At 64.6% G+C, this 22,570-nt stretch carries 24 protein-coding genes and 1 tRNA gene; 9 read left to right on the top strand and 16 right to left on the bottom strand.

Annotated features, from left to right (window positions below; all coding sequences use genetic code 11):
• Window positions 1-4: 4 nt before the first annotated feature.
• Window positions 5-322 (top strand): response regulator transcription factor, encoded by a 318-nt coding sequence (locus RX330_RS16545; protein ID WP_317243668.1) that lies wholly within the window; start codon window positions 5-7, stop codon window positions 320-322.
• Between the two features lie 967 nt (window positions 323-1,289).
• Here RX330_RS16545 and RX330_RS16540 read toward each other — a convergent pair.
• On the bottom strand, window positions 1,290-1,862 hold the full coding sequence (locus RX330_RS16540; protein WP_212092145.1) for a hypothetical protein: 573 nt from the start codon (window positions 1,860-1,862) through the stop codon (window positions 1,290-1,292).
• Window positions 1,863-2,255: 393 nt separating this feature from the next.
• Here RX330_RS16540 and RX330_RS16535 point away from each other — a divergent pair, with 393 nt between their 5' ends.
• Window positions 2,256-2,915 (top strand): peroxiredoxin, encoded by a 660-nt coding sequence (locus RX330_RS16535; protein ID WP_212092146.1) that lies wholly within the window; start codon window positions 2,256-2,258, stop codon window positions 2,913-2,915.
• A 68-nt stretch (window positions 2,916-2,983) separates the two neighbouring features.
• Here the strand turns inward: RX330_RS16535 and RX330_RS16530 are convergent, their stop codons facing one another.
• Entirely contained in the window at window positions 2,984-4,714 is a 1,731-nt protein-coding gene (locus RX330_RS16530) for a methyl-accepting chemotaxis protein (RefSeq protein WP_317243667.1), read from the bottom strand.
• 85 nt (window positions 4,715-4,799) lie between these two features.
• On the opposite strand from RX330_RS16530, the gene RX330_RS16525 reads away from it, so the two are divergent.
• A complete protein-coding gene (locus RX330_RS16525) occupies window positions 4,800-6,275 on the top strand; it encodes a cryptochrome/photolyase family protein (RefSeq protein ID WP_317243666.1) in 1,476 nt (491 codons plus the stop codon).
• A 66-nt stretch (window positions 6,276-6,341) separates the two neighbouring features.
• Entirely contained in the window at window positions 6,342-6,635 is a 294-nt protein-coding gene (locus tag RX330_RS16520) for a histone (protein ID WP_317243665.1), read from the top strand.
• A gap of 52 nt (window positions 6,636-6,687) precedes the next feature.
• Here the strand turns inward: RX330_RS16520 and RX330_RS16515 are convergent, their stop codons facing one another.
• The 3 genes from RX330_RS16515 to RX330_RS16505 all read right to left on the bottom strand — a co-directional run bounded on the left by RX330_RS16515 (window position 6,688) and on the right by RX330_RS16505 (window position 8,943).
• On the bottom strand, window positions 6,688-7,434 hold the full coding sequence (locus RX330_RS16515; RefSeq protein WP_212092150.1) for a hypothetical protein: 747 nt from the start codon (window positions 7,432-7,434) through the stop codon (window positions 6,688-6,690).
• A gap of 95 nt (window positions 7,435-7,529) precedes the next feature.
• Complete coding sequence (locus RX330_RS16510) at window positions 7,530-8,402, bottom strand: DMT family transporter (protein ID WP_317243664.1); 873 nt, start codon at window positions 8,400-8,402, stop codon at window positions 7,530-7,532.
• 94 nt (window positions 8,403-8,496) lie between these two features.
• Window positions 8,497-8,943 carry a hypothetical protein gene (locus RX330_RS16505; protein WP_212092152.1) on the bottom strand — a complete coding sequence of 149 codons (447 nt, stop codon included), beginning with the start codon at window positions 8,941-8,943 and terminating at the stop codon, window positions 8,497-8,499.
• Window positions 8,944-9,231: 288 nt separating this feature from the next.
• On the opposite strand from RX330_RS16505, the gene RX330_RS16500 reads away from it, so the two are divergent.
• Entirely contained in the window at window positions 9,232-9,492 is a 261-nt protein-coding gene (locus tag RX330_RS16500; RefSeq protein ID WP_212092153.1) for a hypothetical protein, read from the top strand.
• 31 nt (window positions 9,493-9,523) lie between these two features.
• Here the strand turns inward: RX330_RS16500 and RX330_RS16495 are convergent, their stop codons facing one another.
• Window positions 9,524-9,985, bottom strand: a complete 462-nt coding sequence (locus RX330_RS16495; RefSeq protein ID WP_212092154.1) for a host attachment protein — start codon at window positions 9,983-9,985, stop codon at window positions 9,524-9,526.
• 40 nt (window positions 9,986-10,025) lie between these two features.
• Window positions 10,026-10,427 carry a DUF3775 domain-containing protein gene (locus tag RX330_RS16490; protein ID WP_317243663.1) on the bottom strand — a complete coding sequence of 134 codons (402 nt, stop codon included), beginning with the start codon at window positions 10,425-10,427 and terminating at the stop codon, window positions 10,026-10,028.
• 242 nt (window positions 10,428-10,669) lie between these two features.
• Here RX330_RS16490 and RX330_RS16485 point away from each other — a divergent pair, with 242 nt between their 5' ends.
• Both RX330_RS16485 and RX330_RS16480 read left to right on the top strand, forming a co-directional pair.
• Window positions 10,670-10,960, top strand: coding sequence for a hypothetical protein (locus RX330_RS16485; RefSeq protein ID WP_249153775.1), 291 nt, complete (start codon window positions 10,670-10,672; stop codon window positions 10,958-10,960).
• A gap of 438 nt (window positions 10,961-11,398) precedes the next feature.
• Window positions 11,399-12,355, top strand: a complete 957-nt coding sequence (locus RX330_RS16480; RefSeq protein WP_317243662.1) for an AraC family transcriptional regulator — start codon at window positions 11,399-11,401, stop codon at window positions 12,353-12,355.
• A gap of 73 nt (window positions 12,356-12,428) precedes the next feature.
• Here RX330_RS16480 and RX330_RS16475 read toward each other — a convergent pair.
• From RX330_RS16475 to RX330_RS16465, 3 genes are all read right to left on the bottom strand, one after another.
• Window positions 12,429-12,505, bottom strand: a tRNA-Arg gene (locus tag RX330_RS16475).
• Between the two features lie 155 nt (window positions 12,506-12,660).
• Window positions 12,661-13,182, bottom strand: coding sequence for a hypothetical protein (locus tag RX330_RS16470; protein ID WP_317243661.1), 522 nt, complete (start codon window positions 13,180-13,182; stop codon window positions 12,661-12,663).
• 151 nt (window positions 13,183-13,333) lie between these two features.
• Entirely contained in the window at window positions 13,334-13,906 is a 573-nt protein-coding gene (locus tag RX330_RS16465) for a hypothetical protein (RefSeq protein ID WP_212092158.1), read from the bottom strand.
• A 185-nt stretch (window positions 13,907-14,091) separates the two neighbouring features.
• On the opposite strand from RX330_RS16465, the gene RX330_RS16460 reads away from it, so the two are divergent.
• Window positions 14,092-14,478 carry a VOC family protein gene (locus RX330_RS16460; protein WP_317243660.1) on the top strand — a complete coding sequence of 129 codons (387 nt, stop codon included), beginning with the start codon at window positions 14,092-14,094 and terminating at the stop codon, window positions 14,476-14,478.
• Between the two features lie 152 nt (window positions 14,479-14,630).
• Window positions 14,631-14,984, top strand: a complete 354-nt coding sequence (locus tag RX330_RS16455) for a GrlR family regulatory protein (RefSeq protein WP_317243912.1) — start codon at window positions 14,631-14,633, stop codon at window positions 14,982-14,984.
• Here RX330_RS16455 and RX330_RS16450 read toward each other — a convergent pair whose 3' ends face one another.
• From RX330_RS16450 to RX330_RS16425, 6 genes are all read right to left on the bottom strand, one after another.
• Complete coding sequence (locus tag RX330_RS16450) at window positions 14,985-17,672, bottom strand: PAS domain S-box protein (RefSeq protein ID WP_212092160.1); 2,688 nt, start codon at window positions 17,670-17,672, stop codon at window positions 14,985-14,987.
• Between the two features lie 125 nt (window positions 17,673-17,797).
• The gene (locus RX330_RS16445; RefSeq protein ID WP_317243659.1) at window positions 17,798-18,712 is read right to left on the bottom strand and encodes a DMT family transporter; all 915 of its coding nucleotides are present in this window, start codon (window positions 18,710-18,712) and stop codon (window positions 17,798-17,800) included.
• Window positions 18,713-18,790: 78 nt separating this feature from the next.
• Window positions 18,791-19,585, bottom strand: coding sequence for an NUDIX hydrolase (locus RX330_RS16440; protein WP_317243658.1), 795 nt, complete (start codon window positions 19,583-19,585; stop codon window positions 18,791-18,793).
• A 4-nt stretch (window positions 19,586-19,589) separates the two neighbouring features.
• Window positions 19,590-20,543 (bottom strand): dihydrodipicolinate synthase family protein, encoded by a 954-nt coding sequence (locus tag RX330_RS16435; RefSeq protein ID WP_317243657.1) that lies wholly within the window; start codon window positions 20,541-20,543, stop codon window positions 19,590-19,592.
• 106 nt (window positions 20,544-20,649) lie between these two features.
• Entirely contained in the window at window positions 20,650-21,528 is an 879-nt protein-coding gene (locus tag RX330_RS16430; RefSeq protein ID WP_317243656.1) for an SDR family oxidoreductase, read from the bottom strand.
• A gap of 88 nt (window positions 21,529-21,616) precedes the next feature.
• Window positions 21,617-22,477: a MaoC/PaaZ C-terminal domain-containing protein gene (locus RX330_RS16425; protein ID WP_212092165.1), complete on the bottom strand. Its 861-nt coding sequence runs from the start codon at window positions 22,475-22,477 to the stop codon at window positions 21,617-21,619.
• Window positions 22,478-22,570 lie beyond the last annotated feature (93 nt).

Here is a 22,570-nt window from a genome sequence, read left to right as displayed (position 1 = left end):
CATCATGAGCCCGGATCCGAAGGATTCGATTACCCCGACACCGCGCGAGCGTGAGCTGATGATGCTGATCGCGCGGGGGCTGCAGAACAAGAACATCGCCTACGAGCTCAAGATCTCGGAGAACACGGTGCGGGCGCATATCGGCAACATCATGCGCAAATACCGGCTCTCGAACCGAACGCAGATCGCGATCGCGTTTGCCCTGCACGCAGCGCCATTGTCGCTGCGCCGCGATCTTGCCAGGGCCGACCGCCGTCCGACGGCGCCAAAGCCCGCGCCGGCGCCTGCTCCAAGTCCACCGGTGCAAACCGCGCCGGATTGAACGCCGGACACAACCCCTTGCGTTGCCCGTCGGGCAAAACACGCGAGCGCTGGGTCAATCCGCGCCGCCGAAAATATTCCACTTTACCGAAATTCGGAAAGGGCGCATGTGTTGCGGCAACCCGGCCCAAGGAAGGGGGACGTATCGCGATCGTCACGAACGCGGGCCGGGCGGCGGTGGACGCAGGTCACATCGGCGCGAAGAGCTTCGCAGGGCGGGCAACCGTGAGCGAGAGCGTCGCGCACACGACCGGTGTGATTCCAGCGTACGGCAAAATCGTGTGGTCCTGGCGCCCGGGGTCTGTGCGTCAAGGCTTGTGGTGAGGTGTGTCGTCCAACCGGACGCACGCGTCAGTCATCCGCAAGGCGACGGGGGCAATAGTGCAACGCTCCCCGGGGAAAGCACGACATAAGCCGTTCCAACCACTGCGCAGGGAAGGCCGGGATGCTCCGGTTGCCCTGTTTCCCGCTATGCATGAAGCACACGCAGTCTGCTCTTGGCATGGCGGTCCACGGGAGCCAACCGGCTCCCGGCCTTCCCTGCGCCCTCTTTCAATCGAGGGCAAGGCGACGAGCAAAACTCGGGCGAGATGCGCCGCGAGGATGCGAGGGTGTGTCTGTACGTCGAAAGCGTTTATCGAAAGCTGCAGCATGCATCATCTCGGACCGTCACCCTGAGGCGGCCGCTTCTTCAGCGCCCTCGAAGGGCGACGCCCCCGCTGCCCCGGCTCGGCAGCCGCTCATCTTTCGGGGCTCCGCACGCGATGCATCCGCATCGCACGCCTCGCACCTCACGATGTCAGTACGGAGATTTTGGATGGCTGACTTCGAGCGGCGCGCCAAACGACGCCGCCGGCTTCCGGGCCGCACGCTCGGGCTCGAGCCGGACGCCCGCAAACAAAAACGGCGGGGAATAACCCCGCCGCTTTCGCTCGCGCCCCGCACGGGACGCGAGAGTATCTCGGTTGTTACATGCCGATGTCGAACACGTTCGGCAACTGGCCCGCCAGAGGCAGCGCGGTGGCGCCCAGGAAGGTCGCCACCATCGCCATCAGGCGCCGGTTGTTGTGGCGCTTGCCGCGCATCTGGCCGGCAATCCACTCCAGCATCTCGCTGTTGACCTTGGAGGCATAGGACGGCGCCCAGCTCTCGATGTCGGTATCGGCCGACAAGGCGACGCTGCGCGGCGGCACCTTCAGGCCCGAGGCGCTTGCCGCATAATGGGCAACGGCCTTGGCGAGCAAATCGTCGAAGCGGCCGCCATCGGTGCGCTCGGTCGCGGCCTCGTTGATCTCGAACAGCATTTCAGCCTCGGGGCGGCTGACGGGCTGGTCGTTGACGGCGGTTGCGGTCAGGATGCGCGTGCACCAGGCGGTGTCATCGGCATCGAGCGAGCGGGAGAAATGCACCCTTCCCTTGGTGGTCGGGCCTTCGCCCGTGATCACGCCGTCGCGCACGATGCTCAGCGCATGGGCCGCGGTATCGCGGCAGGACGGTTCCAGGGACGGCGATTGGACAGACTTAGGCGCAGCGGCAGACATAGTTCACTTCCAGACTTCTTCTGATCGACCAGCATTTTCATGCCGGCGTAAAGGGGTGGTTAACGATTCGATACGGTGATCGCGACTTTTCGAGATGGTTGCCAATTGGTCGCTGTCAGGACCGCTTTGGTTCTGGGAGCGCCGGGGCGAGTGTGATGAAAGTCATAAAAGGCTTAATCGGGGCGAGCGAGACCGTGTGACCCCGGGTGGAGATGTTTCGCCGCAGGTGCGGCTGTAACAAAAAGTTGCTAGGAAATCGGCTCTTCAAGGAAGGAATTCACATTTTACTTGAACCGGTTCAGCGGGCGTTCACTTGGCTTTGCAAGACCTCTATACTGAGGATGACGGCCAGAACTGAATTTCCCAGTAAATTCAATGCGATGAGGTAGAACCATGACACTTCCGATCGGCACCACCGCACCCGACTTCGAAGCCGAGACCACCGAAGGGAAGATCAAGTTCCACGACTGGATCGGCAACAGCTGGGCACTGCTGTTCTCGCACCCCAAGGACTTCACGCCGGTTTGCACGACCGAGCTCGGCGCGCTCGCCAAATTGAAGCCGGAGTTCGACAAGCGCGGCGTCAAGCTGATGGGCCTGTCGGTCGATCCGGTCGACCGCCATGCCAAATGGTCGGAGGACATCAAGGAGACGCAAGGCGCGGCTCCCAATTATCCGATGATCGGCGACACCGATTACAACGTCTCGAAGCTCTACGGCATGTTGCCGGCCGCGATCTCGGGCGATCCCCTCACCCGCACCGCCGCCGACAACCAGACCGTCCGCAACGTCTTCGTCATCGGGCCGGACAAAAAGATCAAACTGGTGCTGGTCTACCCGATGACGACGGGGCGGAACTTCCAGGAGATCCTACGAGTCATCGACTCGCTCCAACTCACCGCCAAGCATCGCGTCGCGACCCCGGCCGACTGGTCGCAGGGCGACGACGTCATCATCGCGGGCTCGGTCTCCAATGACGAGGCCAAGACGATCTACCCGCAGGGTTGGAAGGAACCGAAACCCTACATCCGCATCGTGCCGCAGCCAAAATAACAACGAATAACAACGAACGGTCATTCCGGGGCGGTCCGCAGGACCGAACCCGGAATGACGGTGACAACTTACGCCGCGCGCACGCGGTCGATGAACCTGTCGACCTCAGCCTTGAGATGCAGGCTCTCGCCTGAGAGCGCCTGTGCGGAGACGAACATCCGGCTCGAGGTCTCGCCAGTCTCGCTGGCGCCCTTGGCCGCGTGACGGACATTGACGGCGACATCGGCGGTGCCGGACACCGCGGCACGAACGCTGGCCACGATGTTGTGGGTCGCGCTCTTCTGCTGCTCGACCGCAGCCGAGATCGAGCCTGCGATCCCGCTGATGCGCTCGATGGTCTGGCTGATCGCCTTGATGGCGGCGACCGATTCCTCGGTCGCGAGCTGCATGCTCTCGATCTGGTTCGAAATCTCGTCGGTCGCCTTGGCCGTCTGGCCGGCCAGCGTCTTGACCTCCTGGGCCACCACCGCGAAGCCGCGACCGGCATCGCCCGCGCGCGCGGCCTCGATGGTGGCGTTCAGCGCCAGCAGGTTGGTCTGCTCGGCGATCGAGGTGATCAGCTTGACGACGTCGCCAATGCGCGCGCCCGCCTCGGAAAGCTGCGCGATGCGCTGGTCGGTCGCCTCGGCCTGCTGCACCGCCTCCGCGGAAATCGCGTTCGATTCCTGGACCCGCCGGGCGATCTCGGAGATCGATTGAGACAGCTCGTCCGAGGCTGACGCTGCCGAACGCACGTGCTCGGAGGCATTTTCGGAAGCGCCGGCGGACTGAGCCGACAGATCCGCGGTGGAGCGTGCGACGTCGGTGAGTTGCCGCGCCGCGCGCTCGAACTCGCCGGACGAGGTGAGCACCTTGTCGAGGACGCCGCCGACGCTGCCGCGGAACTCCTCGACGAAGTTGCGCAGGTCGGATTTGCGCTGCTCGGCCGCCGCAGCTGTGGCTGCCGCCTGCTCGCTGCGCATGCGCGCCCGCTCCAGCGAATTGCTCTTGAACACCGCGACCGTGCGGGCGATCTCGCCGATCTCGTCGGCGCGATCCTCGCATTCGATCGCAACGTCGCTCTGGCCGTTGGCAAGCGCGGTGAGCGAGCGCGTGACCGAGATCAGCGGCCGGGTGACGCGGCGGACGACCAGCATCGTCAGGACAAGAACCAGCAATGCGGCGAGCCCGGCGGCCACTGCCATGCTCTCGATCGCGTGGGCCAGCATGCTCTCGTACTGGATCATGGGAATGCCGACATAGAGAATGCCGACGACCTTGCCGGCCGCGTCCGCGACCGGGAAGTAGGCGGTCATGAACGACTTGCCGAACAGCGTGGCCGGCCCCTTATAGGCCTCGCCCCGGCGCAGCGGCGCCTGCCCGGGATGGTCGGCGGCAAGCTGGGTGCCGACGGCGCGATCGCCATTTTCCTTCTTCACGTTGGTCGAGCGTCGCACGAACTGCCCGCTCGCGTCGTCGAACACGAACAGGGTCGCATTGCCGCCGACATAGGACACGGCCCGATCGACGATGGCGTGGTCCTTGAGGTCGGGCATTTTGGGGATCTCGGCGCGCACCACCGCGCCATCCCTCATTGTGACCTTGGCGTCCGGAACGATCTCGGTAAAGGCCAGCGCCAGCGTGCGCAGATTGACCTCGATGTCGCGCAATGCGCGATCATTGAAGGCGGATGTCAGCGACCAATAGCCGGCGCCGACCACGAGCGCCGTGTTCACGGCGATCAGCAGCACGGCACAGAGGACCGCCTTGGTACCGAGCTTGAACTGCGGCAGGAACTTCGCCGTTAGAAGATTGGACATGATTGGAATGACCCCCGTAATTCCTGCATATTCATGCAATCGGCTTACGGCCGCATTAACGGCGATTCCAATCGCCCCACCCGGAATGGTTTCCAAATCGCAAACGAGGCCCTCCCTGACCACGCCAAGCGCGCCGCCCATCATCGTCTGGTTCCGCGATGATCTTCGGCTGTCCGACCATCCCGCCCTCCACGCCGCCGCGAAAACCGGCGCACCTGTGCTCTGCCTCTTCGTCCTGGACGACGGGGTCGGGCGGCCACCCGGCGCCGCAACGCGCTGGTGGCTGGCGCAGTCGCTGCGGGCGCTTGCGGCCGAGATCGCCGCGCGCGGCGGAGCGCTGGTCCTGCGCAGGGGACCCGTGGCCAGGGTGATCCCCGAGGTGGCGCAGGAGAGCGGCGCCCGCGCCGTCTACTGGAACGGGATCGCGCAGGCGCCGCATCAGACGATCGAGCGCCAACTCGGGGCAGCGCTGGCAAGGCTCGGCGTCGACTCACAGAGCTTCCCTGGTGACCTCCTTGTCCCGCCCTCGGCGATCCGCACCAAGGAGGGCCGCGGCTTGCGCGTGTTCACGCCATTCTGGCGGCGCGTGCTGGCGCTCGGCGATCCGCCAAAACCCCTGTCTGCTCCGAAAGAGCTTCGCCCGGCTGCGACAAATGCGGGCGACGGGCTGGAGAGCTGGAGGCTCGAGCCGACCAAACCCGACTGGGCCGGCGGCCTGCGCGAGAGCTGGACACCGGGCGAGGCCTCGGCCCGCAGACGCCTGCGCGACTTCCTCAAGCACACCGCGCGCCGTTATGTCGGCGATCGCGACCGCCCGGATCGCGACGGCACCTCAGGCCTGTCGCCGCACTTGAGGTTCGGCGAACTCAGCCCCCGGCAAGTCTGGCACGCGGCGCGGTTCGCTGCGGATGAAGACCCGGCACTCGGACCGGGCATCGAAAAGTTCCTGAGTGAGCTCGGCTGGCGCGAGTTCTGCCGCCATCTGCTCCACGATCACCCCGACCTCGCCACCGAAAACCTGCAGGCGAACTTCGACGGCTTCCCCTGGACACCGGACCAGAAGGCGCTTGCCGCCTGGCGGCGCGGCCGCACCGGCTATCCCATTGTCGATGCCGGCCTGCGCGAGCTCTGGCACACCGGGGTGATGCACAACCGGGTGCGGATGGTGGTGGCCTCGTTCCTGGTCAAGCACCTACTGGTCGACTGGCGCGAGGGCGAAGCCTGGTTCTGGGATACGCTGGTCGATGCCGACGCGGGCAGCAACCCCGCGAACTGGCAGTGGGTCGCCGGCTGCGGCGCCGATGCTGCGCCCTATTTCCGCGTGTTCAATCCCCAGCTCCAGGGCGAGAAGTTCGATCCGGATGGAACCTATGTTCGGGCCTGGGTGCCGGAGCTGAAGGATCTGCCGGTGAAGCTGATCCACCAGCCTTGGCGGGCAACCCCGATCGAGCTTGCGAGCGCGGGCATCACGCCCGGCAAGACCTATCCGCAGCCGATCGTCGATCATGCCAGGGGACGCGAGCGCGCGCTCGCCGCTTACGCAAAGATCCGCAAAGGTTGAGCGCTGCTTTGACACAATTTCGAATCCCGCTATCGTTATCGCTCCATTCAAACAATGGGGGACGATATGGACGACGAGAAGCCGATCACCGAGCAGGCGATGGACACCATCACCAACGCCGTGGAAGCGACCAAGGACGCCGCAGTCACCGCCGTCAAGCAGGTGAAGAAAGCAGCCAAGAAGGTCGCGAAGAAAGTAGCGCCGAAGAAAGCAGCCAAGAAGAAAACCAAGAAGGCTGCGAAGAAGACCACGAAGAAAACAGCAAAGAAGGCTTCAAAGAAAGCCGCGAAAAAGGCCACGAAGAAGGCCGCCAAGAAAGCCACCAAGTCTAAGAAGAAGGCCAAAAAGGCCAAGCGCTGAGCGCCGCCTGGAGAGGTCTCCGGGTGCGGACGCACCCGGAGACGTCGGGGCCCTACCCTCGCCGCCTCAATGCGCGTCGGCCCGGGTAGTGTTCTCCCTTAGGATCGCGGAATTCGCTGCGATGGCCGCGCCGGTCCTCGGCGTGGAAGCGCTTGCGCTTTTCCGCTGAGCCGAACTGCTTGATCACCCGCCGGCCGTTGACCTTCTTGATGACGTAGCCACCCTCGGTCATCGAGAACGGCTCCTTCAGCGACCCCATATGGTCGAATTTGGTGCCACGGGGATGCCCGAACGGCTCGAACCAGGACGGGTAGACGAAGTTCGACATCGGAAAACCGTTGACGAGAAAAGCTTCCTCCTCCACGGCGTCGCAGACCTCGTAGGCATATTGGGTATGGCGGGTCTTGTCGGCCCACAGATTGGCCATGGGATCGAGCACCATCTCGAACAACTCGTGCGACGCCGCCAGGCTGACGGGATCGTTCTCGCCCAGCGCCTTGACGAAGATCTTGGAGATCGGCTGTCCCCGATGGGTCAACTCGTGCCGGCCGAGGAAGTTCTTGTGGGTGGCATCGTCGAAATAGACGAGCTGCCAGTCCGTCGGCTTCGGCTTGCGGGTGACGTCGAGATCGACGGGGTAGCCCCACACGGGCAGGAAGTGCTCGTCGTAGCATTTCTGAAGCGCGGCCGTGAGCCTCGCCATCATCCGGTCGCTTATCATCTCCTCCGCGTAGTTGATGCAGGCAATCCGGACCGGCTTCAATGACCTTGCGAGTAGTGCGCGCCGCGCCTTCTTCATGAAATCACCGTGTGAAAGGAAAGCTGAAACCAGCCCAGCCTAACACGAGCGCGCCCCGCACGTCAGGGATGTATTTGCCGACCGGGCGTACCGGCCTAGGAGCGCCGGTTGACGACGAACACCGCGGCCGCGCACGTCGCCATGCCGGCAATCGCCAGCCCATCGAGCTTTTCGCCGAACAGCAGATATGCCATCAGCGCGGTCACAGCAGGCACCAGATAGAACAGGCTCGCGACCGAGGTCGCCGCGGCGTGGCGGATCAGCCAGTACAACAGCCCGATCGATCCGATTGAGAGTGCTACGGCGAGCCAGGCGAGCGCGAGCACGAACTCCCGCGTCCAATGCACCACGCGGTCTTCGAACAGGAAGGCACCGATCGCGAAGAAAATGGTGACAGCGACATACTGCACGAGATTGCCGGCGCGCCAGTCGATCTGGTTGCAGTAGCGGCGCTGATAGAGGGTGCCGAGCGTGATGCTGATCAGCGAAACCACCGAGGCGAGCCAGCCAAGCCCGGCTTCGCCGGTCATGGGACGGTTGTGCAGGATCATCACCACGCCGCCGAGGCCGAGCACGAGCCCTGCCCATTGCAGCGGTGTCACCCGCTCGCCGAGCCAGCGATTGGCAACGGTCGAGGTCAGGATCGGCTGAAGGCCCGGGATGAGAGCGGAGAGTCCGGCCGGGATGGAATGCGCGATCGCGATCGCGGTACCGCCGAGATAGAAGCCGTGGACGAGAATGCCGGCGACCGCGCTGTGCGCGATGCCGATGCCATCAGGCCATTTCGGCCGCGCGACGCCCGCGATGATCGCCATCAGGCCGACCACGATCGCCATGCGGATGGCGAGATAGGTCAACGGATCGGCGTTGTCGACGACGTATTTGGTGCCGATGAAGCCGGTGCTCCAGAGCAGGACGAACAGGATCGGCGCGGCGCGGGCGGTCAGGGCTTCTTGATTGCGGTCCATTGCCGCCTTCATTGCCCCACCGGGGGCTATGCGGCAACGCGAATTTCGTCCGGACGATGCTGCGCTGCGATGGACACCGACTCAGGTCGGCCGCTCACCATTCTTCTGGACAGGGGTCGACGATCTTCCAGAGCTCGACGCCGTTCTTGATCTTCTTCATGTCGGTGGTGAGCCCGCCATTGCGCCGAATCCAGTCCTTCACCGTATTGGGGTAGTAGGACATCAGGTCAGACGTCCCCTCGGAGCTGGTGACCTTGATGCCGAAGGTGAAGGCCTTGTCGTAATAAGCCTGGTGGAAGCCCAGGCTGGCGCGCGGCGTCACGCAGATCTTGTTCATCGGCACCATGCCGAGCACCAGCGTGCAGGCCGAATTGCAGATGCCGTCGATGATGACGCGCTCGCCCTTCTCGCGCACGCGCTTGTACTTGGTCTTGTATTCCTCGACATAGCCACCGTGGTCACGGGTAATACGCAGCTCGGCCCGCGCCGGCGTAGCGGCGGCGAGGCAGAGCAACAGCAGGCTCAAAAGCGTGATGCGCATGGCGAGGTGACGGCGAAAGCCTTCAGGAATGCACCGGCCTCGAAGGACCCCAACAGGCCGGCGACAGGATTCTTGACTGAATAGTCTTTGGTCATACTTGTGTGGGGAATTCGTTAAGCATCCCGAAAAGGCCAAAAATGGGCAGGCCTCGACGGCATTTCAGGCAATTCTGTCACACCCACCCGGGAATCTGCGGGATTACCCCTGATTTCCGGGCGCCGGACGGGTGCCCCGGAGGCTCGAAGTGGCTATAGATGGGACTATTCGCGCGGGTCCCGGAGAATCAAGATGAGCAAGTTGACGCTTGTAGCCGCGGTTGCTGCCCTGTCGGCCGCAATCCTAGCCCCTGGCCTCGCGGAGGCGCGGGGACACCACCGGCACCACCGTTACGTCAACCCGCTGCCCTATCCGATCAGCTACATCCACAATTACGGTCCCGGCATCACCCCCGGCACCTTCGCCTATTACGACGGCCCGTCGACGAACCATTGCTACCAGAGCGCGGCCGCCTATGTCGGTCAGGACCGCCGCCGGCACCCCTGCTACTGAGGGACGCTGGCGCGGCCTCTGCAGGGCGCCTCTATTTGGCGGCGCCCGACAGCAGCAATTGCTTTTCGATCTCGTAGACCGGCAGCTTGACGAGATCCTTGCCGATCTCGCCCCGAAGCGCCTTGCGCATGACCTCCGAGTAATCGGCGCGGATCATGCCGAGGGCACGCGGCGAGGCCACCATGGTCAGGGCCGAGGTCTCACCCGCGCTGACGGCGGCATCGAGCCGGCTGGCCAAGCTCCGCAGGAAGGCGCGCTCGGCCTCGTCATGCCAGTCGGTCTGCTCGGCCGAACTGCGCACGCCGCCGGCAGCGGCATGCAGGCGCCCTGGCGCATCGCTTCCTTGCGCGCTGGTCGAGGGGTTGGGCTGCTCGTGCACCTCCCTGGTGTGAAGGTTCGGAAACATCTCGTCGCCGAGATTTTCCAGAATGAGCGCCTTGCGCCCATCGCACACGACCAGCCAGTCGCCCTTGTCGATTCTCATCTTGTCCATTGCAACTCTCCTTGAAACACTTGTCGAGGCCGCGTCGGCATCAGAGATGTTCTTCGAAATCCTCGAAGGACTTGCCGAATTGCGCCATCGCCTCCTCCAGATAGTCAGCGAGCATTGGCGTGCCGATCAGGTAGGAAGCGGTGCGCTGGTTGTGCGCCTGCGCGGCCTGGGTCTGCAATTCGCGCCAATTGGAGAGATCGCCATCGCCGCGACCAAGCCAGGTCAGCGCCACGAGGTCGATCTGCTCGTCGACATTGAGATCGCGGATAAAGCCCGCGAGCTCCGCCCGGTCGGTGGTCCCGCCTCGCCCATAGCTCATGTCATCGTCGCCGAAGGCCGGGATGACGCCCGCTCCGACCGCCTCGATGTCGGACCGGCGCGATTTCGAGATGACGAAGAAGACTTTCTCCGGCGAGATCGACAGATTTGGAACGACCAGCATCCAGTTCACCTTGCCCCGCAGCAAGCACCACGCCGCTGCCACGCCGGCAACACTAAGAGCCGAGGCAGACTTGCGAATTGCGCAGGATCAAGGTCTACGGCATGGCATCGGCGATACGATCAACGCGGGGTTAGCCGAGCGGACTTGCTGAAGATCCGTTCATCAGCATTACATTTCGGCTCCGCCACAATTTGATCAGAACAACTTCGATATCCTGTCCCGCGTAAGCGGAGGAAGACATCATGACTCGCAAGATCGGCCTCGTCGCCGCGTCCCTGTTCGGTGCCATGTTGGGAGGCTTGGCGGTATCGCCGGCGGCGTCCGCCATGCCCATCGCGCCGGCGCCTGCCACACCTGGGGTCTCCGGTGTAGAGCAGGTTCGCATGGTCTGCGACGCCTGGGGACGCTGCTGGTGGCGTCCGAACTACTATGGGTACTACGCTCCGCGGCCGTATTACGCCCCGCGGTATTATGCGCCCCGCTACTACGCTCCACGGTATTATGGCTATGGCCCACGCTATCGCCACTGGTGACATCTGAGGGGGCCATTTGGGCCCCCTCGCTTTTGCGAGATCATTCCTCGCACGGGTGTCGCCGGCCTGAAGCGATTCCAAAACTGATCTGGATCAAGGATAAATCGGCCCGCACCGTCATTCTGCGGTGACGGCCGAGTTGAACGTTTTCGGTGCCCGCAGACGGGCATGGACCAGCAGACGCATCTCGAGAGGCAGCTGAGACAGGGGGACGAAGCTCGCGCCCTCTGCATGCACGCGGCTGCACTTCATCGACAACGCTTCCGGGCCCAACCTCAGCCGGGAACGTTGACGGCGACATCGATCTGACAGGCGCCATGGCATGATGTCCGCAATACTACGGTCTGAAATTCGGTTTACTGAGACGCGATGTTTCGCCATTGATGGCGATGTATCGACGTTCATTTGATTGTCACATTTCAGCAGCCGGCCAGGCCCATGTTGTTCGACGCCCTCGCTCCATCCTCCGCGCTGCAACTGATCGGCTTTGCCGACGTCGATGCGTTTCGCCCGATCGAGTCGATGGAGGACGCGAGGAGCATTCCGCTCGACGTCCCAAACTTTGCCGCGGCCCGCGCCGTCGTCGCCCTGCCGGCCTGCCGCATCATCGTGATGAGATCGTTCGCGCGGATTCTCGACACCGCCTATCGGATGCCGGGCGGGATGGTGGTCCTGTCCATGACCGACGGCCTCCAGGTCAACTTCAAGGGCCTGGATCTCGATGCGCGCTTCTTCATTGCGCTCCGCGGCAACGATGGTTGCCATTTCGTCGAGCCTCAGACCAATCACTATGCAATGATCATCCTCTCCCCCGGGCTGAGGGACCGGGGTTGGTTCGATCACGCCGACGACTTGCGGGCCCGTATCGCAAACCGGCCCGCCCTGCTCCACACGCGGCAGCTTCTGCTCGACATCCTGCGAACCGCATCAGTGCAGCCCGTCCTGTTCGAAACCACCGAGGTGGCTGCCCATCTCCAGGAGGGCCTGTTGCTCGCGCTCGACGAATTGTTTCGGATCGATCCGATGTCGGACCTGAGCACCTCGGTGCAGGGCGAGCGAGCGATCAAGCTCGTGCAGCGGATCGACGACTACGTCGCAGCCCATCCGACCGCACCGATCTACACCGCCGATCTGGCCAGCGAGTTCGGCGTCTCGATCCGGACGCTCGGCGGCGCAGTCAGCAAGGTGCGCGGCATGAGCCTGCACCAGTATATTCGCCTCAAGAGGCTGTGGGCGACCCGCGTCCGCCTCCTCAAGGGCGGCGGCGCGACCGTGGCCACGTGCGCACGTGCCCAGGGCTTCCATCATCTCGGTGAATTTGCCGCAGCCTACCGCGCGACGTTCCACGAGGCGCCCTCGGACACGTTGGCAAGGGGACGACAAGCGGGGTCATGACCTGACGCTGCAGCCCTCGCGACTGCGGACCCGGTATCGGCGCCATTCGGAACATATCTGAAACGCCAAGGACTGGCGCGCTCGGAAGGATTCGAACCTCCGACCCTCGGAATCGAAATCCGATGCTCTATCCAGCTGAGCTACGAGCGCCCTGGCCCGGGCTACCGGGCCGCAAACCGAAACCTGCCGGACCGGCCGCTGACGAACCAGCACTCCGGGCGGTGTTCGGACGGGTTCGGATTAGCAGAGAGGCTGACCAATAAAAAGCCCTTCCTCGCCTCCCTGGAGACGGATGGAGGGCGCTCTCACCAGGTCGTGTTGAAGAGACCGAAATGCGGCTGCTGGGCGACCTGCATCATCGGCCGGCCGGGCTGCGGGGCCTGATACGCCCTGGCGGCCTTGCGCTTAGCCTGGACCGGAGCAATTTGGGCCTGAGACGCCTGAGCTTGTGAAGCCTGCGGCTTGACCTCCGGGTTCCTGGAGCCGGCGGTATCGGCCTTCGGCGGCGTGAACTGGGCGAATGTCTCGCGCACCCGCGCCTTGGCCGACATCTCGGCGAGAGCTGCCGACGCGCTGTCCTGCACTGGCGGTTGAGGCGCAGCAACAGCGGCGGTCTTCACCGCCGGCGGGACAATCGTGGGCTGGGTGGTGTCGAGCACGACGCGCTCGGGCAGATGGCGGTCGGACCGGATCCGGATCAGGGGCTGATCGTTGCTTGCGGTCGCAACGGCTTGCGCCACCGGCGCCGCCGGAAAGACGAAATCCGCAGCGAACAGCAGTGCGAGCAAGGCTCCACCGACAAAGACGAAATACCGAAAGATTGGCATTGGCCGCGCTCCGCCCCGCGTGGGCTCTTCGCCTTCAACAGGCGATCACTAGATTGGTTCCTGGCCCAGGCCGTTCGGTTCAAATGGCAACGCGAGGTTTTTTGCCAAGGACCCGGGAGGGTAACTTTTCCGCTACCGGAACATGCAGTCCTTACGCGCGACGTGCCGCAACCAGCGAGCATTTCGCCTGATCGGCATTCACGTTAACGACGCCGACGGGAATCCGGGCAAAGGTCTTGCGGCTCTTCATGCTGACCGGATCTGCCAGCACGCGGCTGCGATTCGTGAGATGACTGCCGTCGCGGCGCGTGAAGGCGCAAACGATCTCGACATTGTTTACGGCATAGTCATTGTCGTTTCGCAGCGTGAACGTCACCAGGGCTTTTGAGCCGAGGCCGCCACGGCGCCAGGTTTGCGATGAAATCCTGAGACGATCGAGGTCTGCCATAGCCGGGACCTGAGCTTCGGTCGCCAGCGAGCCCGCTGCCGCCGGATCTCCCGAAGGAGCCGGCTCGACTGCGGCCAGCTCCGACTTCACCTGCTCAGCGCTATTGCCCTTGGAGAGAGGCAGCAGCATCCAGACGCCGCAGCCGACGATGATGGCGGCCAACAGCCACAGCAGGCTTCGGCCAAATGAGACGCTGGCCATCGTCACGGCCCGCGCCAATCTCTCGCCGGTCCCGGCGAAGCGCCCCAATCCGATCCGGTCGAGCCTGGCGTTCATGGTTGTACCGATGGCGGCGGAAGCACGTTCGACGACCGATTGCGCCGACGGACTCGGCCACAGCTTACTTCAATCCGGAAGACGAACTAAGGTTCCCTGCGAATCGGCAAGGGCAGTGGCGATCGCCGGCCGGGGCCGTTAACATACGCTGCAACATCGAGCCATCGCGCGTCGGGAGAATTGGAATGCCATTCGTCGTTACTTGGGATCACGTCCATCTGCGCAGCCCCGATCCGGAGACCACGGCGGCTTGGCTGCGGGACATCCTCGGCGGCGAGGTCGTGCATGCGCCGGGACGGATCGACGTGAACCTTGGAGGCGCCAGGATCTTCATCGCGCCGCTCGAGGGCGATAGCGACGTCAACCCGCCGCCTCCGCATCCGCATCAGGGCCTCGACCATTTCGGGTTGACGGTGAAGGACATCGATGCCGTCGCGGCCGAGATCAAGGCCAAGGGCGTCACCTTCACGCGCGAGCCGACCACGATCCGGCCCGGCGTGCGCATCTGCTTCATCCGCGGTCCCGAAGGCATTTCCATCGAACTGCTGGAGCGCGACAAGAAATACACTTGAGAATCCAAGCACAAGCTGGGAAGCGTGCGGCTCACGGCGGCAACCTCCCGCGGCCGGCCGGCAAACTGCCGCGTTGCGCGAGCGGATGCGCTTTGGCATAAAAGCAGGACCGGTTACGCCATTGGGCGATGGCGGCCGGCCTGCGGGACGTTATGAAAAACGGTCTCTATTCGATTCATGTGACCCTGCTCGATGGTCGAGCCGGCAAGGGCAGCGGCGTCATTCTTTTTCGCGACGGCAAGATTCTTGGCGGCGATGCCTATCTCTATTACACCGGCAGCTACGTGGTGAAGGACAACAGCACCTTCAAGGGCGAAGTGCTGGTGCAACGGCACACCTCGCCTCGGGGCAACGACAATCCACTGTTCGGCGGCCCTGCCCCGGTCGGCATCGGCGTCAGTGGCACATTCACAGAGACGCGCGGAGAGATGACGGGCACGGCGCTGGTCGGCAAGGCCAGCCAGATTTTCGGCGCGACTCTGCACAAGCTCGCCGACGCCGACTAGCTATTCCGCAGCCTGCTCGAGCGGCGCCGTGCGCGGCAGGATGATCTGGATGCGCGTGCCGCTGCCCGGCTCGGAATCGAGATCGAGCCGTCCGCCGAGCCGGTTGGTGACGATGCTGTAGACGATGTGCAGGCCGAGGCCGGTGCCGCCCTGGTCGCGCCGCGTCGTGAAGAACGGATCGAAGGCGCGGCGGCGAACGTCGAGCGACATGCCGCAGCCATTGTCGGAGAAGATGATCTCGACATTGTCCTTGCCGGACTCCCGCACCTGAATGTCGATGGTCCCTGGCCGGCCGTCCGGGAAGGCGTGCGCCACCGAATTGAGAAACAGATTGGTCAGCACCTGGCCGTACGGACCCGGATAGCTGTTCATGGCGAGATCGGGCTGGCACTCGACGTTGAGCGTCAGGTTGTGCTTGCGCAGGCCCGGCCGCAAGCTCATCACCACCTGCTCGGTGAGGTCGCCGAGATCGAAAGTACGCTGGTCCGAATAGTTGCGGTCGGCGGCAACCTGCTTGAACGACTGGATCAGCTCGGCGGCGCGGTTGAGATTGGAGACGAGCTGCGAGGATGCGTCGCGGCTGGTGCTCAGGAAATCGTTGAGCGTGGAGCGGCGGAGCTCGCCGCGCTCGACTTCGGCAGTGAACATCGCGGTCTTGCGCTCCAGCGCGGACGCGACCGTGAGGCTGATGCCGACGGGATTGTTGACCTCGTGCGCCACGCCGGCGACCAGGCGTCCGAGCGCGGCGAGCTTCTCGGCCTCGATCAGCGAGGCCTGCGTCTCGCGCAGATTGCGCAGCGCCGTCTCGGCGGATTCCTTGGCCTTGCGCATCTCCTGCTCGCCGCGCTTGCGCTCGCCGATGTCGAGCGCCACCGTGACGATCCGCTCGATCTCGCCCTCGGCATCGAGCAGCGGCAGCTTGTTGACCAGCCATTGCCGCATGTTGCCGGAGGCGTCCTTGTACTCCTCCTCGTAGAAGCCGAGGCCTTTGCGGAGCTTGAGCACCCTCTTGTCGCTCTCGTCGGACTTGGCCGCGCCATAGCGCGACATCAGGTCGGCCGTGGTGCGGCCGAGCGCATCGCCCGGCTCGATGCCGAAGATGCCGGCCATGTAGCGGTTCATCAGCACGTAGCGCAGATTGCGGTCCTTGACGTTGATCACCGCGGGCACGGTGTCGATGACCTGCTGGAGCAGGCGCCGGCCTTCGGCGATGGCGTCTTCCGCCCGCTTCTGGTCGGTGATGTCGCGCAGCGTTCCCTCGTAGCGGACGATGTTGCCCTGCTCGTCCCGCACGCCGGTAGCGCTGTCGGAAAGCCACAGGATGTCGCCGCTGCGCTGGCGCACCTGATACTCGAACTCGCGCACCATGCCGTCGCGCGTCATGAGCCGCTGGTATTCGACGCGCGCCTCGGGATGGACGTAGATCGTGTGGGCGATGTCGTTGATGCTGTCGATGAGCTGCTGCGGACTGTCATAACCCATCATCCGCGCCAGCGCCGGGTTGGCATTGAGGAGATCGCCGGCCGGCGTCGTCACATAGATGCCGTCGATCGAGCCCTCGAACAGTTTCCGGTAACTCTCTTCGGCGAGGCGCTGCTCGGTGAGCGCGCGCACCGCCGCCTCGCGCGCGGTGTCGGCCTCCTCCAGCGCGCGGCGGAACACTTCGGCCGCACGCGCGATGTCGCCGATCTCGTTGTCGAGGTCGGCGGACGGGATGGAGGTGTCTTTCCGGCCCGCCGCAAGCGCGCGAATGGAACGCGCGATCTGGGCAAGCGGACGGACCGTCCTGCGCACCACGAAGCCGGCCGCCAGAATGCCGATCAGGACCCCGATGGTGCCGAGCGCGATGCTCTGCCATCGCGCCTCCGTCAGCGTACGGGCAAAGTCACGCGACAGCACGTGGCCGCGCCGGTCACTGACTTCGCGCAGCAACTCGGTGACGCGGCCGATCAGCCGGCCCTCGGTTCCCAGCACCTCGCGGTCGATATCGGCGATCTGCCGCTCTCTGACGGCCACGGCCATGATGGCCTCGGCATAATCGTTCACTGCCGCCTTCAGCCCGGCATCGCCAATGTTCAGTGCCCGCATGTTCTGCGCGGCCTGCTCCGCCGCGGAGGGGTTGCGCGCGAGCAGCCCGGTCGCGATGCGGCTCTGCGCCTCCGACAGGCGCGAGGCCAGTTCGCGGTCGGCGGTTCCGGCGACGGCCACATCGAACTGGTCGCGCAGCGGCGGCAGGCCGGCGAGCAGCTGGGCGCGGCGATCGATCAGGGTCGAGATCCGCTCGAGGCCCGTCCGATAGGTCGCGAGGCGCTCGGTGACCCCGTCGATCATGTCCTGCTGCTCGGGTGCGAGCTCGATGCGGGTCTTCTTCAGGATGTCGCTGAGCGTCGAGGCCGCCTCGCCCACCTGTTGGAACTGGGTGCCGGCGCCGGGATCGGTGACGAAATCGCGCGCGGCGAGGCGCAATTCGTTCATGCGGCGGTCGATGTCCTCGGCGAGGTCGCCGACGCTCTGCAGCCGCTGCAGCTCGGCAAAGGTCGTGTCGATGTGCCGGATCGCGATCACGCTCGCGGTCGAGGTGACGATGATCACCGCCAGCACGAGCAGGAAACTGCCGAAGGTGAGCTGGCCGATGGAGAGCGAGAATGTTCGCTTTTTCTCAGGGGTCGGCGTCAATTCGGCGGACATAGGATGTCTTGGGGGACCGGGCTAATGGAGGCCCCAATATACGACGTATTGCGCCCTCGGGGGAACATGCCTCGCGCCTCGCAATATCGTTAATATCGTGCTCCTGGCCCACCCCCTCTCGCCCTCTATGACGGTTTGACGCTTGCCCGCCGCCCGGCCGGGATCGTCATGGCGGCGACGCCGAGGACGACGCAGGCCAGCCCGATCCAGGCGGTCTGGTTCAAGATCTCGCCGAGGAAGACGACGCTGATCGCCACCCCGATCGGGACGCGCAGATAGGCCTGCGCCGTGGTGCCGACCGAGCCCAGGGTCTGGATCAGGCGGAAATAGATCGCAAAGGCCGCGGCCGTCGAAAACACGGCGAGCGCGAGCAGTGCCAGCACCGAGCTTTGCGAGGGCGCCAGCGTCCAGGGTTGCTCGACCAAGAGCGAGGCCGGGATCAGGACGGCGGCGCCGGCCAGCAGCGAGCCGGCTGCCGGCGCCATGGGATCGAGGTCCTTGAAGCTGCGGCCGAAGATCGCGGCACATGCGTAGCAGATGGTGGCGGCGACGATCGCCGCCTCCGCGACGAGGCCGCTTCCGATGCCGTGAAAGGCATCGACTCCGACGATCAGCAGGATGCCGGCCATGCCGGCGACCACGCCGAACAATTTTCGAGGGGTCGTCGCTTCGTGACGGGTCACCACCGCGGTGAGCAGGAAGGTGAAGATCGGGCCGGCCGAGTTGAGGATGGTGGCAAGCGCGGCATCGACATGGCGTTCGCCCCAGGCGATCAGCGTCCAGGGAATTACGCTGTTGAGCACGGCCTGGAACGCGAAACGTCGCCAGGTCGCGGCATCCGTCGGCATGCGGATGCCACGCGCCCACATGACGGCCAGCAGCAAGAGGCCCGCGATCGCGGTGCGCGCCGCGATCAGCGTGATCGGCGGGATGGTAGCGACACCAAGCTTGATGAAAGTGTAGGATCCGCCCCAGAGCGTTGCGAGCGCGACGAGGAGCGCCAGCTCGACGGCGATGTTGGTATCCTGCCTGACGTCCATCCTGCGCGTCCATCCATTCGCGATGGACGGAACCTAGCGCGACCGAGCCCTCGATACTTCGTCGAACGTCGAAGTGTATTAGCCCAGCGCCCCCACCTCGAACACCTCGCCGTCATAGCCGGCCTCGCGGGGGATGCGGAGCTGGCGGCCGGTCTCGGTCTTGGTCATGACCGGCATCACCGTGACGATCGACATGCCCCGGGCATGCTCCATCGCGGCCTGCACCGTTGGCTGCTTCGCCAGCCGGATCAGATTGCGCGTGGTCGGGAACGGCAGCTTGAAGCGGCCGCTCTCGCCGCCCTCCACCGCCTCGCGCGGCGAGACCCATATCGAATCCGTCGACTCCCGGCCGTCATGGGCGCCGAGCTGATCGGGCGGCGCGGCGGCAAGGAAGAACCAGGTGTCGAAACGCTTCGGCATGCCCTCCGGCGTGATCCAGTGCGCGTAAGGCAGGAGCGTGTCGAGCGCGAGCTCCAGACCGTTGTCGGCCAGGATCCTGAGAAAGCTGATCTTGTGGTCGTTGAGCGCGACGCGATGCGCATCCGCAATCTCGCCCGCACGCCTGGCATCGACCGACAGGCCCGTCTCCTTCGATCGCGCCAGCAGGATGCCGCTCTCCTCGAAGGTCTCGCGGATCGCGGCGATGCGAAACCCGCGGTCCGCTTCGCTCAAGCCCTCGCCGCCCGAATACAGATCGGTGCGGGCGACGATCTCCTTGTCGCCGGCATCGACGCTGCCGCCGGGAAACACCAGCGCGCCCGAGTTGAACTCGATCTGATGATGGCGAACCATCATGAAGATTTCGATGTCCTTCTCGCCGTCGCGCAACAGGAGGATCGTCGAGGCCGGGCGTGATGCTGATGTCTCGGCCATGCGACTAACCCGCGGCGCTGGATTGCGGGCCGAGATTGGCGCGCTTGTCGACCCGGGCGACGCGCGACAGCAAATATTCGACTTCCGCCTTCGCCGTCGCCGTGATGGTCGCGCCCGGCTTGCGCTGGGCGCTGGAGGCGATGATGCCGCGCTTCTGCAGCACGTATTTGCGGATGCTCAGGCCGACACCGGGCTGCTGCTCGTAGCGGATCAGCGGCAGGTGCGCGTCGAACAGGTCATGCGCGGCATCGCGCTTGCCGGCCTTGGAAAGGTTCACGACGTCAATCAGAAGCTCCGGGAAGGCGTAGCCGGTCATGGCGCCGTCGGCACCGCGCTCCATCTCGAAGTCCAGGAACGTGCCGCCATTGCCGCAGAGAATCGAGAGCGGACGGAGCGAACCGTCCTTCTGGAAGCCGCGCAGTGTCGTGATCTTCTCCAGCCCCGGCCAGTCCTCGTGCTTGAGCATCACGCAGTTCGGATTGTCCATGACGATCTTGCGGATCACGGCGGGCGTGAACACCACCGAGAGCGTCAGCGGATAATCCTGCAGCACCCAGGGTACGTCGGGGCCGATCGCTTCCGCCGCCTGCTTGAAATAGCCGACGATCTGATCGTCGGTGCGCAGGGACGGCGGCGGCGCGATCATGACGCCGGCCGCGCCCGCGTCCATCGAGGCCCTCGCCAGTGAGCGCATGGTGGCAAAGCCCGGTGCGGAGACGCCGACGATCACCTGCATTTTCTTGGCGCGCTTGACGAAGCGCACCGCCACCTGCTCGGCTTCAGTGGCGTCAAGCTTGGGCGCCTCGCCGAGGATGCCGAGCACGGTGACGCCGTCGCAGCCGACCTCCTCGTAGAAATCGGTCAGGCGGTCGATAGAGCGCTCGTCGATCCGGCCGTCGTCGTGGAACGGCGTCGGCGCGATTGCGAAAGTGCCCTTGGCGTCGGCGGTGAGTTTCATCGGTCTTCGTCTCTCTCTGTTGTCATTCCGGGGCGCGCAAAGCGCGAACCCGGAATCTCGAGGTTCCGGGTTCGATGCTTCGCATCGCCCGGAACGACAAGTCAGCCTAAAACCGCCGCGCCCCCATCTTGATCTGCTCCTCGGAGAAGAAGATCTCCTTGGCATGATCGGCGATGTCCTGGGCCTTCCAGCCCGTGTGCGGCGGTTTCCAGCCTTCCATTTCCATCATCCGCATCTCGCGCACGCCGCGGGGCCCGGACACGCCCAGCACCTTGCCGGTCTGGTCGCCCGACAAATCGCTGACCATGTATAGCACGGCCGGCGCGATGCCGTCCGGCCCCAGCGCCGCCCCCGGGTTCTCCTTATAGCGGGGCAGGTCTGCGGTCATGCGGGTCAGCGCGCCCGGCGCCAACGTCCAGATCCGGATGTTGTATTTGCGGCCCTCGATCGCCAGCACGTTGGATAGGCCCCAGATGCCGCCCTTGGCCGCGCCATAATTGGTCTGGCCGAAATTGCCGATCAGACCCGATGTCGAGGAGGTGTTGACGATGACGCCGCCGCCGTTCTCCCGCATCCAGCGAAACACCGGCATGGTGCAGCAAAAGGTGCCCTTCAGATGCACCTTGATGACCTTGTCCCAATCGGCCTCAGAGGCCTTGTGAAAGGTCTGGTCGCGCAAAATGCCGGCATTGTTGACCAGGATGTCGGCCCGGCCGAAATGCTTGATGGCGTCGTCGAATATCGACTGGCCACCCTCCATGGTGGAGATGTCGGCGCCGTTGGCGACCGCCTTGCCGCCCTCGGCCGTGATCGCGTTCACGACCTGCTGCGCCATGGAGGTGTCGGCGCCGGAGCCGTCGCGGGGCCCGCCGAGGTCGTTGACCACGACCGAGGCACCTTCTCGCGCGAACAGCTTCGCATAGGCCTCACCGAGCCCCCCACCCGCCCCGGTGATCAGCGCAACCTTGCCGTCGAGCAGTCCCATGGTGGCTTCTCCCTGTTTGTTCTTTGTCGTGTCCCGGCTCTGCAGCGCACCGCTACGCGCTGCGCTGCGTCCGGGGCACGAGAGCAGCCTAACCCAGCACCGTCTTGCCGTTCTTGATCACGGTGACGCCGCGCGACTTCACCTTGGCTTCGAACGAGATCACGTTGCCGTCCTTCCAGAGGTCCATGGTCACGGTCTCGCCGGGATAGACCGGTGAGGAAAACCGCGCGACGTGCTGACGGAAGGCGCTCGCATCGTAGTCGGCATAGGTCTGGAGCACGCCGCGGCAGGTGATGCCGTAGGTGCACATGCCGTGCAGGATCGGGCGCGGGAAGCCGGCCTTCTTGGCGAACTCGGGATCGGAGTGCAGCGGGTTGCGGTCGCCGCAGAGGCGGTAGACCAGCGCCTGGTCGGGGCGCGTGGTGATGTCGATGGTCTTGTCGGGGCTGCGCGAGGGAATCTTGTGCGGATCGGGCTGGGTCAGGCTTGGCCCGCCAAAGCCGCCGTCGCCGCGAGCGAAGCGCGAAGCGACCAGCGTTGCCAGCTTCTCGCCCTTCTCGTTCTTCAGCACGGTCTGGTGAACGATGACGACGCCCTTGTCCTTGCCCTTGTCGTAGACCTCGACGACGGAAGAATCGGCGGTGATGTTCGCGGCAACCGGCAGCGGCTGATGGAAGGTGATGTCACGCTCGCCGTCCACCACCATCACGCGGTTGAGATTCATCTCGCCCGGACCCGAGCCCCACGCCGCGACGGACGCGAATGTCGGCACCACTTTCAGCGGCCGCGGCGTCAGCGTGCCCTCGTTGACGAAGGCGAGCTCTTTCTCGTCCATGGGATCGGCGCCGAGGCCGATGCCGTAGGCGTAGAGCATCACCTCGCGGTCGGTGTAGGCGTATTTCTGGCCGAGGTTCTTGAGGGATTTCAGTTCTTCGTATCTGGCGGACATTCTTCTGGTTTCCTCCCGGCATTCGTCTCAGCAAGCGGCGGCGCTCGTTAATGCGCCCTCTCCTCTTGTGGGAGAGGGCTAGATGCTGCCCGC

It is taken from the genome of Bradyrhizobium sp. NDS-1, assembly GCF_032918005.1.
GTDB classification, from domain to species: Bacteria; Pseudomonadota; Alphaproteobacteria; order Rhizobiales; family Xanthobacteraceae; genus Bradyrhizobium; species Bradyrhizobium tunisiense.
The sequence above is the reverse complement of the archived record's forward strand: the minus strand, read 5'-3'. Positions and strand labels throughout refer to the sequence as shown.

Coding starts and splice junctions, on each gene's coding strand:
- RX330_RS16545 (WP_317243668.1), top strand. CDS start 5: ATGAGCCCGGATCCGAAGGATTCGATTACCCCGACACCGCGCGAGCGT.
- RX330_RS16540 (WP_212092145.1), bottom strand. CDS start 1,862: ATGTCTGCCGCTGCGCCTAAGTCTGTCCAATCGCCGTCCCTGGAACCG.
- RX330_RS16535 (WP_212092146.1), top strand. CDS start 2,256: ATGACACTTCCGATCGGCACCACCGCACCCGACTTCGAAGCCGAGACC.
- RX330_RS16530 (WP_317243667.1), bottom strand. CDS start 4,714: ATGTCCAATCTTCTAACGGCGAAGTTCCTGCCGCAGTTCAAGCTCGGT.
- RX330_RS16525 (WP_317243666.1), top strand. CDS start 4,800: ATGGTTTCCAAATCGCAAACGAGGCCCTCCCTGACCACGCCAAGCGCG.
- RX330_RS16520 (WP_317243665.1), top strand. CDS start 6,342: ATGGACGACGAGAAGCCGATCACCGAGCAGGCGATGGACACCATCACC.
- RX330_RS16515 (WP_212092150.1), bottom strand. CDS start 7,434: ATGAAGAAGGCGCGGCGCGCACTACTCGCAAGGTCATTGAAGCCGGTC.
- RX330_RS16510 (WP_317243664.1), bottom strand. CDS start 8,402: ATGGACCGCAATCAAGAAGCCCTGACCGCCCGCGCCGCGCCGATCCTG.
- RX330_RS16505 (WP_212092152.1), bottom strand. CDS start 8,943: ATGCGCATCACGCTTTTGAGCCTGCTGTTGCTCTGCCTCGCCGCCGCT.
- RX330_RS16500 (WP_212092153.1), top strand. CDS start 9,232: ATGAGCAAGTTGACGCTTGTAGCCGCGGTTGCTGCCCTGTCGGCCGCA.
- RX330_RS16495 (WP_212092154.1), bottom strand. CDS start 9,985: ATGGACAAGATGAGAATCGACAAGGGCGACTGGCTGGTCGTGTGCGAT.
- RX330_RS16490 (WP_317243663.1), bottom strand. CDS start 10,427: ATGCTGGTCGTTCCAAATCTGTCGATCTCGCCGGAGAAAGTCTTCTTC.
- RX330_RS16485 (WP_249153775.1), top strand. CDS start 10,670: ATGACTCGCAAGATCGGCCTCGTCGCCGCGTCCCTGTTCGGTGCCATG.
- RX330_RS16480 (WP_317243662.1), top strand. CDS start 11,399: ATGTTGTTCGACGCCCTCGCTCCATCCTCCGCGCTGCAACTGATCGGC.
- RX330_RS16470 (WP_317243661.1), bottom strand. CDS start 13,182: ATGCCAATCTTTCGGTATTTCGTCTTTGTCGGTGGAGCCTTGCTCGCA.
- RX330_RS16465 (WP_212092158.1), bottom strand. CDS start 13,906: ATGAACGCCAGGCTCGACCGGATCGGATTGGGGCGCTTCGCCGGGACC.
- RX330_RS16460 (WP_317243660.1), top strand. CDS start 14,092: ATGCCATTCGTCGTTACTTGGGATCACGTCCATCTGCGCAGCCCCGAT.
- RX330_RS16455 (WP_317243912.1), top strand. CDS start 14,631: ATGAAAAACGGTCTCTATTCGATTCATGTGACCCTGCTCGATGGTCGA.
- RX330_RS16450 (WP_212092160.1), bottom strand. CDS start 17,672: ATGTCCGCCGAATTGACGCCGACCCCTGAGAAAAAGCGAACATTCTCG.
- RX330_RS16445 (WP_317243659.1), bottom strand. CDS start 18,712: ATGGACGTCAGGCAGGATACCAACATCGCCGTCGAGCTGGCGCTCCTC.
- RX330_RS16440 (WP_317243658.1), bottom strand. CDS start 19,585: ATGGCCGAGACATCAGCATCACGCCCGGCCTCGACGATCCTCCTGTTG.
- RX330_RS16435 (WP_317243657.1), bottom strand. CDS start 20,543: ATGAAACTCACCGCCGACGCCAAGGGCACTTTCGCAATCGCGCCGACG.
- RX330_RS16430 (WP_317243656.1), bottom strand. CDS start 21,528: ATGGGACTGCTCGACGGCAAGGTTGCGCTGATCACCGGGGCGGGTGGG.
- RX330_RS16425 (WP_212092165.1), bottom strand. CDS start 22,477: ATGTCCGCCAGATACGAAGAACTGAAATCCCTCAAGAACCTCGGCCAG.